General features: G+C 69.8%; 16 protein-coding genes. 6 read left to right on the top strand and 10 right to left on the bottom strand.

Annotated elements, in window-relative coordinates; all coding sequences use genetic code 11:
• The first annotated feature begins 11 nt into the window (after positions 1-11).
• Positions 12-1145, top strand: coding sequence for a hypothetical protein (locus tag ABS52_13755; GenBank protein ID ODT02482.1), 1134 nt, complete (start codon positions 12-14; stop codon positions 1143-1145).
• A gap of 188 nt (positions 1146-1333) precedes the next feature.
• Here the strand turns inward: ABS52_13755 and ABS52_13750 are convergent, their stop codons facing one another.
• The 4 genes from ABS52_13750 to ABS52_13735 all read right to left on the bottom strand — a co-directional run bounded on the left by ABS52_13750 (position 1334) and on the right by ABS52_13735 (position 3922).
• Positions 1334-1522 (bottom strand): hypothetical protein, encoded by a 189-nt coding sequence (locus ABS52_13750; GenBank protein ID ODT02481.1) that lies wholly within the window; start codon positions 1520-1522, stop codon positions 1334-1336.
• A 12-nt stretch (positions 1523-1534) separates the two neighbouring features.
• A complete protein-coding gene (locus ABS52_13745) occupies positions 1535-1813 on the bottom strand; it encodes a hypothetical protein (GenBank protein ODT02480.1) in 279 nt (92 codons plus the stop codon).
• Positions 1810-2139, bottom strand: a complete 330-nt coding sequence (locus tag ABS52_13740; protein ODT02500.1) for a hypothetical protein — start codon at positions 2137-2139, stop codon at positions 1810-1812. Before ABS52_13740 ends, ABS52_13745 begins: the two co-directional genes overlap by 4 nt.
• A gap of 1591 nt (positions 2140-3730) precedes the next feature.
• Entirely contained in the window at positions 3731-3922 is a 192-nt protein-coding gene (locus tag ABS52_13735; protein ID ODT02479.1) for a hypothetical protein, read from the bottom strand.
• A 119-nt stretch (positions 3923-4041) separates the two neighbouring features.
• Here ABS52_13735 and ABS52_13730 point away from each other — a divergent pair, with 119 nt between their 5' ends.
• A complete protein-coding gene (locus tag ABS52_13730) occupies positions 4042-4299 on the top strand; it encodes a hypothetical protein (GenBank protein ID ODT02478.1) in 258 nt (85 codons plus the stop codon).
• 19 nt (positions 4300-4318) lie between these two features.
• On the opposite strand, the gene ABS52_13725 is transcribed toward ABS52_13730, so the two are convergent.
• The 4 genes from ABS52_13725 to ABS52_13710 form a co-directional block, all read right to left on the bottom strand.
• Positions 4319-4744, bottom strand: a complete 426-nt coding sequence (locus ABS52_13725; GenBank protein ID ODT02477.1) for a hypothetical protein — start codon at positions 4742-4744, stop codon at positions 4319-4321.
• Between the two features lie 2 nt (positions 4745-4746).
• On the bottom strand, positions 4747-4986 hold the full coding sequence (locus ABS52_13720) for a hypothetical protein (GenBank protein ID ODT02476.1): 240 nt from the start codon (positions 4984-4986) through the stop codon (positions 4747-4749).
• Between the two features lie 157 nt (positions 4987-5143).
• On the bottom strand, positions 5144-6268 hold the full coding sequence (locus tag ABS52_13715) for a hypothetical protein (protein ID ODT02475.1): 1125 nt from the start codon (positions 6266-6268) through the stop codon (positions 5144-5146).
• 277 nt (positions 6269-6545) lie between these two features.
• Positions 6546-7355: a polyphosphate kinase gene (locus ABS52_13710; protein ID ODT02474.1), complete on the bottom strand. Its 810-nt coding sequence runs from the start codon at positions 7353-7355 to the stop codon at positions 6546-6548.
• Positions 7356-7486: 131 nt separating this feature from the next.
• Between ABS52_13710 and ABS52_13705 the strand changes: the two genes are divergently transcribed.
• From ABS52_13705 to ABS52_13695, 3 genes are read left to right on the top strand one after another with little or no spacing between them, the layout of a single operon-like run.
• Entirely contained in the window at positions 7487-7939 is a 453-nt protein-coding gene (locus tag ABS52_13705) for a hypothetical protein (GenBank protein ODT02473.1), read from the top strand.
• Between the two features lie 7 nt (positions 7940-7946).
• The gene (locus tag ABS52_13700) at positions 7947-8432 is read left to right on the top strand and encodes a hypothetical protein (protein ID ODT02472.1); all 486 of its coding nucleotides are present in this window, start codon (positions 7947-7949) and stop codon (positions 8430-8432) included.
• Between the two features lie 31 nt (positions 8433-8463).
• Complete coding sequence (locus ABS52_13695) at positions 8464-8919, top strand: hypothetical protein (protein ID ODT02471.1); 456 nt, start codon at positions 8464-8466, stop codon at positions 8917-8919.
• Here the strand turns inward: ABS52_13695 and ABS52_13690 are convergent.
• Positions 8916-9881, bottom strand: coding sequence for a threonylcarbamoyl-AMP synthase (locus ABS52_13690; GenBank protein ID ODT02499.1), 966 nt, complete (start codon positions 9879-9881; stop codon positions 8916-8918). The two genes, ABS52_13695 and ABS52_13690, sit on opposite strands and share 4 nt — an antisense overlap.
• A 238-nt stretch (positions 9882-10119) precedes the next feature.
• On the opposite strand from ABS52_13690, the gene ABS52_13685 reads away from it, so the two are divergent.
• Positions 10120-10854, top strand: a complete 735-nt coding sequence (locus ABS52_13685) for a hypothetical protein (GenBank protein ODT02470.1) — start codon at positions 10120-10122, stop codon at positions 10852-10854.
• Positions 10855-10921: 67 nt separating this feature from the next.
• On the opposite strand, the gene ABS52_13680 is transcribed toward ABS52_13685, so the two are convergent.
• The gene (locus ABS52_13680) at positions 10922-13054 is read right to left on the bottom strand and encodes a hypothetical protein (GenBank protein ID ODT02498.1); all 2133 of its coding nucleotides are present in this window, start codon (positions 13052-13054) and stop codon (positions 10922-10924) included.
• Positions 13055-13060 lie beyond the last annotated feature (6 nt).

Below are 13060 nucleotides of genomic sequence, written 5' to 3'. Positions count from 1 at the left end.
AGGCGGCTGGTATGCCGATGAGAGCCTGTAGCGCGGCTGAGCGTAGGCGCAAGTCGAAGTGGGTACTGGTCGGTGCACTGGCGCTGCTCACGGCGTGTGCCCCTGGCGAGGACGCCATCGGAGAGGCGCGGCGTCCAACTCTCCGCGGGGCGACGCTCACGGTGATCGACAGCCTGGACCTTCAGGAAACCGACAGCGTCTTCGCCTCCAAAGTGAACGCGATCGTCCTGCAAAAGCGCGGGCAACTCCTCGTGGCGGATGCTGGAGTCGGGCGTGTCCTCGAGTACAGCCGCGATGGCCGGCTCCTACGCACGTTCGGGAGACGAGGGAAGGGACCAGGCGAATTCTCGTCGCCCAGCTGGATGGTGGTGCTCGGTGACAGTCTGTTGCTGGTGAAGAATGGACCGGCGTTTCGGATTGAAGCGTTCGACCTGCGAAGCGGCGCGTGGTTATGGGGGCGGCGATTCGATGCGAAGACGACGACGGGGCTGGCCGCGGTCGGTGACACGGTGGTCATGGGATTGCTGGACGCGGGCAGGGGCAGCTCCTTTGTCTCCTTCAGCGACTCCGGGTCCGCCCTGCAGCCCCATGGTCGATTGCCGAGCGATGCACACGGCGACCCGCTCCTGACCGATGCGTTCCGGCTCACGCAGCTCGCGGCGCGTGGCGACACGATCGCGCAGGCGTACGAGGTCTCGAACTGGCTATTCGTCCTCACGATGGATGGCTCCCTCGTCGATAGCGTGCACATCCCCGTTGCACGTCGAAAAGGCGCACCGGTCAAGCTCCTGCCGCTCTTGCGAGCCAATCAGGAACTCGGCATTAAGGCAGTGAATCACGTGTCGCAACCCCAGGTGCTCCAGTGGATCGGTGAGGGGATTATCGGACTCGTGACTGTCGACCCGGATCGCACGGGCGCGCGGTTCCGAGGACCGGCGTTCCTCTCCGTGATCGACTTGCGCAATAGGCGGGCGTGTGTCGATGCGCCACTACCTGTGCCTGAGGACCCACCGCCAGCGACAGCGTGGAGTGGCGACACGCTGCTGATGCTATATCAAGACGTCAGCCGTGACGGGAGGCCGGTCGCACGCGTAAAGCGCGCAAGAGTCGATCTGGCCACATGCGAGTGGTCGGGAGAGCCGTGACCGTCTTCCGGAAGTGATATCGTGTCGGGCGTCATCAATAGGCGGCGATCACTCCTGGTCGTCGCACCGGCGAGCGGTGGGTGTTCCGAAAAACGACAGCACGCGCAGCTACGTCACAAATGTGACGCTCGGCGGGTGCTTGCTCTTCAACTATTTCTGAGAGGAGCGGCATCATGAGACGTCCCCTACTACTCGTGGCGCTGGCATTCGGCGGGAGCGCGCTGTGGGGACCAGTCGGGGCATCGGAGCTCGAGGCGCAGGCGCCGGCGCCGGCCACAGAGTGTCTGGCGGCCGAACAGGCGGCGCGCGCCCGCGGCGTCCAAGGTGTCCCGCATGGCCCAGCCGATCACGCGCCGCGAGGCGAGAGCGAGCACCACGGCGAGAGAGAGTCAGCCCTCGTCGGTCGGCACGTATGTGATGTCACTGACCCAGACCTGATGCACGCCGACGCCCTTCACGTCGAACCGCCGCTCCAGAAGGTGTGGGGCCGTGGGATGCGCGTGTGTCGAGTCGGTCGTGCGGACGCTGCGCGGCCGCCGCGCCGCAAGTCCGTCTTCGCGCATCACCCGGGCGACGCGCTTCGTGCTCACCCGCATGCCCTTGAGCACCCGACACATGAGTCGCAGCGAATACTCGCCCAGGTGGCGAGCGATCAGGGCGTCAATCACCGCGACTCCTTCGCGAAGTACACCGCGACTTTGTTTGCGAACTCCCGCTCCTGCTTCAGGGTCGCGACCTCCCGCCGCAGCCGCCGCAGCTCTTGCTCGGGCGTCTCGATCAGTCGCGCCGCCCGCGTCTCGTCCGACGCGGTGAACCGCTGGGCCCAGCCCCGGAGCAGATTGTCTCCGAGATCCAGCTCGCGCGCCACGTCGGCCAAGGTCCCGCCCTCCGCGCGCCGCTCATGCAGCCGGCGGACGGCTTCCTGCTTGAACTCGTCCGTGGAGCTCCGCCGCTCAAGCGGCGTGGCGCTGCCCGGCTTCCGGCGCTTGCTCATGGACTGCCTCCCCCCCAAGGTAAGGGTCGATCGGCGTCCATCAAATCGGGTCAACTCCATGGCGCAGTCCGGTGCGACCGCTTGGCAGGCCGCAGTGACGCCGGCCAACGAGGTCGCGAGCACATCCCCACTCGATTCGGCCCGGCAGCGGCGGCTCCGCGCTAGTCGATGGGTGCAACTGTGGGAAGTCGGGGGGACGGAGGCCGACACGACGTTCTACGCCATAGTGGCGCTGATCGCGACGCAGAAGCATGTCGTCGTGGCGGATGCGGGGCGGCGTCGAATCGTCGGCCTCGATCCAGAGACTGGACGTGAGCGCTGGCGAACAGGGCGACCGGGGCGTGGGCCGGGTGAAATCGGCGCGGTAGTCCAGCTGTCCCCTCTGCGCACCGGTGGGTTCGTGATGATCGACGGCGGGAACCGGCGCATTCGGCGATACACCGAGTCCGGTGAGATGACGCACGAAGTCGCCTTCCCGCTCGGTTCGTCTCCGCTTGGCGTGTGCGCTCGTGATTCGACTGTACTCATCACGTCGTTGTCGGCCGGCCGTGAGCTCGTGGAAGTCGATTGGGCGGGGCGCATCGTACGCAGTTGGACGCTGCCATGGGCAGATGCAGCGCGTATCCCCCTCTTGCTTCGCCAGACGATGCTCTTTCACAATGGGGAGAGCGAGACGTGCCTGCAGACGATGAGCTTCGGACCGCACCTGGCTCTCTGGGGCCCGTCAGGGGTGAAGATCGCATCGTGGATAGCCAACGTCCCACTCGCGGGCGTCGAGACCCGTCGTGGTGGCGCTCAACGACTCGCTCGCGGGGCGAGATTGACGACCAAGAGCGCTGCCGCGTTCGGGACCGACTTCGCGGTGCTGTTTCGATCAGGTGATGGGGGAGATGCGCGCATCCTGGACGTCTACGACGGAACGACAGGGGCGTACCGATACTCCCTGGAGCCACCTCGTCGCGCTGACTTCGTGGCAGCGGCACCGGGCGGTTTCGTTCTCGCAGGAGAGGCTGCCGATGGCAGTCCCTTTGTCGCCCGGTTTCAGGCAAGGACACGAAGTGCTGGGGAGAAGGGAAGCGTGGACTAGGCATGCAGCAGGGCGAGCGCACGGACTTCTGCCACACACGGCCGAAGCGATGCGCGCCAGCCCAGGCGAAGCCTAACGAGCCGGCGGCAGGCGAAGGGGCGACGACGCCGTGACGCAATACACGGCCATTCCGAGGCTCCCCGGCACGCGGCGATGACGCGTCCTGCCGCCCGCGCTCGCCGATGGCCACTGCCGCTCGTTGCGGGAAGTCGTCCGCTGACCCCACCCTCGCATGCATGCTATCTTGGTCACTTCGTCGGTCGGTGCTCCGGCCACAGACGTGGCGTCAAGTCCAGCTCTCGAGCATGCCTCCCTCGTGACCCCCGCCGTCCGCCTCCTCCTCGTCGCCACCATCGGCGCCTACCTGCTGCAGCTTTCCGTCCCCGGGCTCACCGAGGCGCTGGTCTTCGCGCCTCGCCTGGTGCTGCTTCGCCCGTGGACCATCGTGACCTACATGTTCCTCCACGGCGGGCTCGGGCACCTGCTCTTCAACATGCTGGCGCTCTACTTCTTCGGACCGCGCGTGGAGGCGCTGCTGGGGACGCGGTCGTTCGTCACCCTGTACTTCGCCAGCGGTGTCACGGGGGCCCTCCTCTCGATGTTCTTCTCCGGCACCCCGATCCTCGGCGCCTCGGCGGCGGTGTTCGGGGTGATGCTCGCCTTCGCCTGGTTCTGGCCCGACGAGCGGATCTTCATCTGGGGGGTGCTCCCCGTCCCGGCGCGCGTCCTGGTGATCGGGACGACGGTGCTGGCGCTCTTCGGCGGCTTCAGCGGGAGCCGCGATGGCGTCGCGCACTTCGCACACCTGGGGGGATATGTGGGGGCGTTCGCCTACCTCAAGCTGCGCACGCGCGGAGGCACGGGCCCCCATCGGCAGCACGGAGACGCGCGACGTGCGCACCGTGCCGGGGCTGGGCAGCATCGACCTGTCGACCGTGCACCCGGTGAACCGCGAGGCGGTGACGCGGCTCGTGGACAAGGTGGCGGCGGAGGGGGTCGCGGCGCTGACCGAGCGCGAGCGCGCGTTCCTGGGGAACTTTGTTTCGGTAGGGCCGTCGGGGGCGAACGCGTAGGAGAGCGACGCGCGCCAGGTCACCCGGGGCGACGCCACCGAAGCCCCGGAAAGCGTGCGAAGTCGGCGTCGTCCGAGATCCACTCGCATCCGTGCTCGATGGCAAGGGCCGCGTGCCAGGCGTCGGCGACCAGGTTGCCGATGGCCGAAGATTTCTCGAGCAGCCCGACAAAGATGTCCCAGTGGCGCGGGCCGGGGGCCACGATCACGATGTTCGGTGTGGCGCGAAGTGCATCGACCCACGCGCGGGCGACGGGGGCGGGAGTCGGGGGGACGAAGACGCGCGGATGGGTGAGCACGCGAAGCACGCCGCTCAGCACCAGCTCACTGACGCCGAACGGTTCGGGGGCGCGGCGCAGTTGCTCGACGTAAGCCTTGAGCACCTCGTGCCGAGGGGCGTCCTCGCGCATGGCGGAGACGAGCACGTTGACATCGAGCAGGACCATTCTCAGCCACCACCCATCACGTCTTCCAACGCGCTCGAGTCGCTGAGGTCCACACCGGGCCGGAGTCCCTCGCCGCTGTACGTGGGGAGGGGTTCGGAGACGCGAGACGACCGCACGGGGTGCCGCAGTTCCGCACGCAGGCAGTCCTCCAGCAGCTGGGTGAGCGTGCGCCCCGTCTGCTGCGCGCGGCGCTTGGCGGCGCGCATGAGTTCATCGGGAAGTCGGACCGTCGTGCGTTGCATATGTCACCAGCATACGTCCGTGACATATGTATGTCAACTTCGGAATTGACGACTCGGCTCACAGTTGTTCGCGGCCGGGAAACGGGGTACAACGCTCGCGGGGGCGCCCCATCTCTCGGGGCGCCCCCGCTTCTCCCGCCTCACCGAGTCTGATCCGCTACGGCAACCGGTACCGCTGCAAGTATTGCAGATCGTCCTCGTCGGTCCGCACCCCATACACCACCCCGTTCCCCAACCCCGCCGGCCGCACCTTCTGCGGCAGCACGACCCGCATCGCCACCTTCCCGCTGGCGTCGATGACGTCGAAGTCGGCCGATTCGTCGCTGGCGTCGCGGGTGCGGTTCACCCACACCAGCCCGTTCGGCGCGACGAAGACCGCGTTCTCCAGGAACGGGGGCATGAACTCGGGCCAGTTGCCGGGGTCGGGAATGTTGGCCGGCGGCGGGCCGGTGCGCACCGATCGCTGGCCGTTGTTCACGGTCACCATCACGCTCGTCTGCGACTTGCGCGACTCGCGCCACTGCTCCTTGTGCTTCTCGGTGACCTTGACCTTGTCGTAGGCGATGGTGGCCGAGTGGCTCTTGCCGCTTGGTGCATACCATTCGACGCGGTACTCGGGCGAGCGGAGGACGGCGACGCGCCCGTCGGGGGTCACGGCCCACTCGTCGCGCGGGGTGAAGGGGTTGGCGACGCCGAAGCGCATCTGCACGTTGCCACCGCCGCCGCTGGTCTGGAGGTTCCCCTTGGCCACGCGCACCCAGGCCAGCGAGTCGGTCTTCTTCGTGACGCGGTCGTAGCGAATCACGGGGACCGAGTCGGCCGACTTGGGCGGGCCGCCATCGGTCGGCGGCGTGAAGGGCTGTCCGGTCCAGTACAGGCGTCCTCGCGCATCGGCGTAGCGCGGGGGCGAGGTCGCGATGCGCACCATTCCGCCCCCCGGCCCCTGGGTGGCCGGCTGCTCGATGGTGATGAACGGCCCCGGCTTGCCGTTAGGCAGCACGACCAGCAGGCGCGAGTTGAGCATGTCGTACACCCCCGACGAGTCGCCGGGGAGGGGGACGATGCGCATGGGGAAGGCATACTCCCCGGGCCCCGACCCCTCGCGCCCCACCTTGACGCCGCTCCCGGTCTTGAAGTCGACGACCTGCACGATCTTGTCGCGCGAGTCGATGGCCACCACGCGCCCATCCTTCAGTTCGCGCACCCCGGTCACCTGCGTGAACGGCTCCGCGAACTCGGCGTCGGGCTTCGACAGGGTGCGCGTCGCCTGCGCCCCCGCCATCACGGGAAGGGCAGCGCCCGCTGCGAGCGCCACCATCAACGAACCTCGGGCCACCATGTGCGTTCTCCGTGCGGTCTGCGGGTCTGGGATCAGGCGCGGGGCACCATCGCCCCGCGCGACCGGGCGCTCGGCGGACGCGCCCGGTCGGAGAGGACGTCCGGTTAGTCGCCCGGCCGGCGCGAAAGGTTTACGACGCGTGTCGGACGGCAAGTCCCGGGCGTTCTCCCGCCCCGCCGACCGCCGACCGCCGGCTCGGCCGACGCCGGCGCCGCGCCCGCTATCCCCCGAGCCGAGTCCTGAGCGCGAGGATCTCCCGGGGGGCGCGCGGATACTCCGGCTTGAGCCGGGTGAGGGTGTCGTTGATGACGCGGGTGACGAGGTAGTTGCGCGCGGTCCGGTTGTCGGACGGGACGACGTACCACGGCGCCCACTTGGTGCTGCACTTCCGGAGGGCGTCGCGATAGGCGCGCGTGTAGTCGCCCCACAGCGCCCGGTCGTCCAGGTCTCCGGCGCGGAACTTCCAGTTCTTCGTGGGATCGGTGAGGCGCTCCAGGAACTGCTCGCGCTGCTCGTCGCGCGAGATGTGGAGGAAGAACTTCAGGATCACGACACCGTTCTCGCTCAGCATCTGCTCGAAGTCGTTGATCTGCCGGTAACGCCTGCTCCAGACGCGGCGCGGGACGAGCTCCTTGACCCGCACCACCAGGACGTCCTCGTAGTGCGAGCGGTTGAAGATCCCGATCATCCCCCTGGGCGGAACGACCTGGTGCACGCGCCACAGGAAGTCGTGCGCCAGCTCCAGGTCGGTGGGAGCCTTGAAGCCGGCGATCTGGCATCCCTGCGGGTTGCAGGCGCCGAAGACGGTGCGGATGGTCCCGTCCTTCCCCGAGGCGTCGCGCCCCTGGAGGACGACGAGGAGGGCGTGCCGCTTGTCGGCATAGAAGGCGGCCTGCAGCTCGGTGAGGCGCGCCAACTCGTGGTCGAGGAGCGCCTTGAGCTCATCGCCGTTGGGGAGCGCCCTGGGGCGCTTGGCCCCCTTGTCGGTGAGGGGGAGGGCTCGGCGCGGATCGACGGGGGTTAGAATCATATATTCGTTATGCCGGATTTCAGGGAAGCTCCCCGCCGCGGTCGGGTATTTCCGCACAGGGGCGGGAGGCGGCTCCCGAGATATTGCGCGCCGGCGCGCATTCCCGCGAACTCCTGGCACTTCAACATCCGATGGACTGGTTTTCCAAGGCCTTCATCAAGGCGAGCCTCACCTGGTTCGGCATCGGCGTCACCCTGGGCGCCGTGATGTCGTCGTGGCCGAACGCGGCGATGTACCGCACGGCGCACTTCCACATGAACCTCCTGGGGTTCGTGTCGATGATGATCTTCGGCGTGGCCTACCACGTGATCCCGCGCTTCACGGGGAACCCGCTGCACAGCCGCCGGCTGGCGGTGGTGCACTGGTGGGTGGCGAATGTGGGGCTGGCGATCCTCGCCACCGGCTTCGTCCTCCTCCCCACGATCGGGGCCCGCGCCTACCCGGTGCAGGGCGTGGGGGGGGCGATCTCGGCGTTAGGCGCCTACCTCTTCATCTACAACATGTGGCGCACGCTGGACGGGCCGCAGGTGCTCAGGCGCGCCCGCCAGGCGCAAGAGAAGCTGGCGGTCGTCGACCGGGACTAGCCTCGCGATGTACTACACGCTGGTCACGTTGCACGTCCTCTCGGCCATGGTCTGGATCGGGGGGATCATCTTCTTCGCCCTGGTCGGGGCTCCGGCGCTGCGGCGCGTGGAGCCCCCCGAGTTGCGCGCCCGCCTGTTCGAGATCGTCGGGATGCGCTTCCGCTACGTGGGGTGGGGGGCGGTCGTCGTCCTGCTCGTTACCGGGACGTGGATCATGCAGCTGCGGGGGTGGCTGGCGTGGGGGCTCCTGTCCACCCCCGACTTCTGGCGCGGGGCGACGGGGACGGCGCTGGGGTGGAAGCTGGGGCTGGTGACGGTCATGCTCGTGCTCAACCTGTGGCACGACCTCGCCCTCTCCCCGCAGAAGGCGCGGGAGCTGGCGCAGCGCCCCGACGGGGCGGCGGTGCGGCGCCGGCTGGTGTTGCTGGCGCGGCTGGGGGCGGTGGCCGCCATCGGGGTGGTGATCGCCGCCGTGCGGCTGGCCCGCGCCTAACGGGACCGCCCCCGATCGGGTATCGTTCGGCATGCACACCCTCGTCCGCCGCTACATCAAGACCGGGATCGCCTTCCTGGTGGTGGGGCTCGCCCTCGGCCTCGTGGCCGTCTGGCAGCGCGAGCTGGGGGGGCGTTATCCGTCGCAATACCTCATCTCGGCGCACACCCACGCCATCCTGGTGGGCTTCGTGATGATGATGATCCAGGGGGTGGCGCTCTGGCTCTTTCCGCGCCCGGACAAGGACGACACGCGCTACGACCCGCGGCTGGCGCAGGTGGCCTACTGGCTGATGGCGGCCGGGACGGCGTTGCGGGTGGCGGGAGAGTGCTGGCGCGCGTGGAACGGCGAGCCCTGGCTCCGCGCCCTGGTCTTTGCCGCGTCGCTGCTGCAGGTGCTGGGGATCGGCGTCTTCTTCCACACCATGTGGTCGCGGGTGCGCGCGGTGGGGAGCGCGGCGCGCGAGGCGAAGGGGGAGCGCTTCTAGCCGCTCGCCCGGAGCCCGGCGCGGCGGAGCCGGTCGGCGATCGCGTCCCACTCCCCCCCCTCGGGGATGGCCTCCACCCAGGCCCCGGTGCACTCCGCCTCGTCGAGGGCGTGCAGCGCGGCATACAGGGCGCGGGCATAGCCGGCGGCGTCGCGCGGCACCACGATGATGCAGCTGGCGGTGGCCCCCTCGGCGTCGAAGGCGATGAGCCCCACGCGCTCCCCGGCGCGGGTGGCGGCGGCGATGCGCGCCCACACCGCGGCGCGATCGCCAGGTGCAAAGCGGTGCAGCCGCGCCAGCGGGGCGTAGTGCCGCTCGACCATCCCGGGCGACGGGCGCGGCGCCTCGCCGGCCAGCGCGGCGCCGGGGAGCGCGACCGGCCCCGCCACGCGCTCCAGCGCCTGGCGCGACACCCCCCCCAGCCGCAACAGCACGGGGCGCGGGCCGGTGAGGTCCACCACCGTCGACTCGATCCCGACCGTGGTGGGCCCCCCGTCGAGGATGACGTCGACCGCTGCGCCCAGTTGGGCCACGACGTGCGCCGCCGTGGTGGGCGAGACGCGGGTGAAGGCGTTGGCGCTGGGGGCGGCGATGGGGACCCCCGCGCGCTCGATGAGGGCGCGCGCCACCGGGTGCGCCGGGACGCGCACGCCGACGGTGTCGAGTCCGGCGCTCACCGCATCGGGGATCTCGCTGGCGCGCGGGAGGACGAGGGTGAGCGGCCCGGGCCAGAAGGCGGCGGCCAGGGTGCGCGCCAGCGCCGGGACCTCGCGCGCGACGCGCCCCACCTGCGACACGTCGGCCACGTGGACGATGAGCGGGTTGAACGCGGGGCGCCCCTTGGCGGCATAGATCCCCTTCACCGCCCGCTCGCTGAGGGCGTTGGCCCCCAGGCCGTAGACCGTCTCGGTGGGGAAGGCGACGAGCCCGCCGGCGCGAATGACCGCGGCCGCCTCGTCGATGGCGGTCGCGAACGACGCCCCGTCGGCGGGGTCGGCGCGGAGGACGCGGGGGCGGGGAGGGGGCGGTCCGGACACGAACGATTGGGTGGGGGGGGGCGTATGGACGGTGTCAATGTAAGGAGCGGCGCGGGCGGCGAGCGCCTCCCCCCTTTTCCATCCCCACGTGCGCGGACTACCGTTCACCAGTCAGGATCCGCGGTCCGGCGCACCCCCGGTAGCACGTCTCGTCGTCCCCATCATGTCTGCGTCGTACGAACCCGTCCGGCCCAAGGAGCGCCTCTACCAGGAGATCGTCGACCACGTGCAGGCGCAGATCCTGTCGGCGGCGCTCAAGCCGGGCGACAGGATTCCCGCCGAGCGCGAACTGGCGCAGCACTTCGGGATGAGCCGCGCCGCGGTGCGCGAGGCGATCAAGTCGCTGGCGGAGAAGGGGCTGGTGGAGGTGCACGTGGGGCGGGGGACGTTCGTGGCGGCGCTGACCACCGACCACGTGGTGGAGTCGATGTCGCTCCTGCTGCGCGACGTGCGCAACACCCCCGAGCACCTGCAGGAAGCGCGCGAGATCCTCGAGGTCCCGATCGCGCGCCTGGCGGCGCTGCACCGGACGGGCGAGCACCTGGAGCGCCTGCGCGCGCTGATGCAGGTGATGGAGGCGCAGCGCCACATGTCGCGCGCCTTCATCGACGCCGACAGCGATTTCCATCACGAGCTGGCGCGGGCCACCGGCAATCCGGTGTTGGAGGTGGTGAGCCGCACCCTGCTCAGCATGCTCCGCTCGGAGCGCATCTTCATGGTGGGGTTCCGCGACGAGATCCCGGGGGCAATGGGCTCGCACGCGGCCATCATGGCGGCGGTGGAGCGCGGCGATGGCGACGGGGCGGCGGCGGCCATGGCGGGGCACCTCTCGCACGTCTCGAAGGTGCTGCGGTCGCTGCGGGGGCCGGCGCCGGTGACCGACGCGGCATCGCGTTAGGCAGCCGGCGGCGCCCCGGCGCCCACCCGGCCGGGGCGCCGCCCCGCACGGGCGCCCCCGCGCGAGGCTACGGCTTCTGCGCCTGCGCCATCGCGAATGCCAGGACGTCCGCGGTCTCGGCGATCAGCTTGTCGGTGGGACGGTAGCCGTGCGACCCCTGCGTCTCCACCCGGATCAGCACCGGGCGGTCGCACCCCTGCGCGCGTTGCAGCTCGGCGATGAACTTGAACGAGTGCGACGGGACGACCCGGTCGTCGTGGTCGGCGGTGGTGACGAGGGTGGCCGGGTAGCACGTCCCCGCCTTGATGTTGTGCAGCGGCGAGTACTTCAGCAGGTACGGAAAGGCGCCGGCGTCGTCGGCCGACCCGTACTCGGTGGCCCACGCCTGTCCGCCGGTGAACTTGTGGTAGCGCAGCATGTCGAGCACCCCCACCGCCGGGAGGGCGACGGCGAACAGGTCGGGGCGCTGCGTCATCGCCGCCCCCACCAGCAATCCCCCGTTGGACCCCCCTTCGATGACGAGGTGGCGCGGCGACGTGTACCGCTCGCGGACCAGGTGCTCGGCGACGGCGATGAAGTCGTCGAAAACGTTCTGCTTCTTCTCCTTCATCCCCGCCTGGTGCCACGCCTCGCCATACTCCGCGCCGCCGCGCAGCGACGCCGAGACGTAGACGCCCCCCAGGTCCATCCACGCCACGTTGGAGGGAGAGAAGGTGGGGGCGAGGGTCACGGCGAAGCCGCCGTAGGCGTAGAGGAGGGTGGGGTTGGTGCCGTCGAGGGCGATCCCCTTCCTGTGCGTGACGAAGAAGGGGACGCGCGTCCCGTCCCTGGAGGTGGCGAAGCGCTGCGTCGTCTGGTAGCGCGAGGGGTCGAAGCGGAGCGCCGGCGGGTCGAACGGCGTGCTGCGACGGGTGGCGACGTCGTAACGGAAGACGGTCGTGGGGTAGAGGGGGGAGGTGAAGGCGTAGTGGAAGGTGGCCCAGTCGCGTGAGGCACTGACCCCGGCCACCGTCCCGATCCCGGGGAGGGCGACCTTCCCCGCCGGCTTGCCGTCGAGCGTGTAGAGGGCCAGCTCTCCCTTGACGTCGACCAGGCGCGTGACGACGAGGTGCGTCTTGGTCAGCTGCACGTCGTCGATGGGGTGGGCCCCCTCGGCGATGACGGTGCGCCACCTGGCGCGCTCGGGGTTCGTGATGGAAACGGCGACGACCTTGCGCCTGGGGGCGCCCAGGTCGGTACGGAGGTAGGCGGTGGCGCCGTCGTTCCCGATCACGCTGTACTCGCCGTCGTCGGTATCGACGATGGCGGTGGCGCGCGCCGAGACGTCGGGCGCGGCGGGGTCGCGGAGGTCCACCACGTAGAGCCGGTTCTTCGTGTCGGCCCCCTTGGCCATGTAGATCCACAGGTAGCGCCCGTCCTCGCTCACCACGCCGGAGATGAACCAGGCGGGGAGGTCGGGGCGCTCGTAGACGAGGACGTCCTGCTCCTGCGGCGTCCCGATCCTATGGTAGTAGAGCTTCTGGTGCTCCAGGGCGGCGCTGAGCTTGTCGGCGTCGCTGCGCGCCGGGTAGCGCGAGTAGAAGAACCCCTTCCCGTCGCGCGTCCACGAGAGGGCGGAGAAGCGGACCCAGTGCAGCGTCTCCCCCAGGTCCTTCCCCGTGCGCACCTGGCGGATCCGCACATCCTGCCAGTCTGCTCCCCCCTCGCTGAGGGCGTAGGCGACGTGTCGTCCGTCGGGCGACGGCTCGAACTGCGAGAGGGCGATGGAGCCGTCGGGGGAGAGGGTATTGGGGTCGATGACGACCTTGGCGGGGGTGCGTGGCGACGAGCGGGCGAGGACGACGAACTGCTTCTGGAGCCCCGTGTTGCGACGGTAGAAGAGGACACCGTTGCGGAGTCGGGTGGGGAGGGTGATGCGCGGGTAGTTCCAGAGCGCGGTGAGGCGCTCCCTGAAGGCGTCGCGCTGGGGGAGCGAGGCGAGGTACTCCTCGGTCACGCGGTTCTGCGCGGCGATCCACTCGGCGGTCTCGGGGGCGTTGAGCGCTTCGAGCCAGCGGTACGGGTCGGCGACGCGTACGCCGTGCAGTGTCTCGGCGACGTCGGTGCGGCGGGTGGCGGGATATGCGATGGATTGTCCGGCGAGGGACATCGGCCAGGCGAGGAGGGGGAGGGCGCGGACGAGCAGGCGCAGGGGGAGCATGGGGCG

It is taken from the genome of Gemmatimonadetes bacterium SCN 70-22 (genome assembly GCA_001724275.1).
GTDB lineage: Bacteria > Gemmatimonadota > Gemmatimonadetes > Gemmatimonadales > Gemmatimonadaceae > SCN-70-22.
This window is presented reverse-complemented; position numbering and strand designations above follow the sequence as displayed.

Bases quoted from the DNA above. Each gene is read 5' to 3' on its own strand.
- ABS52_13755 (ODT02482.1), top strand. From the start codon at position 12: ATGCCGATGAGAGCCTGTAGCGCGGCTGAGCGTAGGCGCAAGTCGAAG.
- ABS52_13740 (ODT02500.1), bottom strand. From the start codon at position 2,139: ATGAGCAAGCGCCGGAAGCCGGGCAGCGCCACGCCGCTTGAGCGGCGG.
- ABS52_13735 (ODT02479.1), bottom strand. From the start codon at position 3,922: ATGAAGATCCGCTCGTCGGGCCAGAACCAGGCGAAGGCGAGCATCACC.
- ABS52_13730 (ODT02478.1), top strand. From the start codon at position 4,042: ATGTGGGGGCGTTCGCCTACCTCAAGCTGCGCACGCGCGGAGGCACGG.
- ABS52_13725 (ODT02477.1), bottom strand. From the start codon at position 4,744: ATGGTCCTGCTCGATGTCAACGTGCTCGTCTCCGCCATGCGCGAGGAC.
- ABS52_13720 (ODT02476.1), bottom strand. From the start codon at position 4,986: ATGCAACGCACGACGGTCCGACTTCCCGATGAACTCATGCGCGCCGCC.
- ABS52_13715 (ODT02475.1), bottom strand. From the start codon at position 6,268: ATGGCGGGGGCGCAGGCGACGCGCACCCTGTCGAAGCCCGACGCCGAG.
- ABS52_13710 (ODT02474.1), bottom strand. From the start codon at position 7,355: ATGATTCTAACCCCCGTCGATCCGCGCCGAGCCCTCCCCCTCACCGAC.
- ABS52_13705 (ODT02473.1), top strand. From the start codon at position 7,487: ATGGACTGGTTTTCCAAGGCCTTCATCAAGGCGAGCCTCACCTGGTTC.
- ABS52_13700 (ODT02472.1), top strand. From the start codon at position 7,947: ATGTACTACACGCTGGTCACGTTGCACGTCCTCTCGGCCATGGTCTGG.
- ABS52_13695 (ODT02471.1), top strand. From the start codon at position 8,464: ATGCACACCCTCGTCCGCCGCTACATCAAGACCGGGATCGCCTTCCTG.
- ABS52_13685 (ODT02470.1), top strand. From the start codon at position 10,120: ATGTCTGCGTCGTACGAACCCGTCCGGCCCAAGGAGCGCCTCTACCAG.
- ABS52_13680 (ODT02498.1), bottom strand. From the start codon at position 13,054: ATGCTCCCCCTGCGCCTGCTCGTCCGCGCCCTCCCCCTCCTCGCCTGG.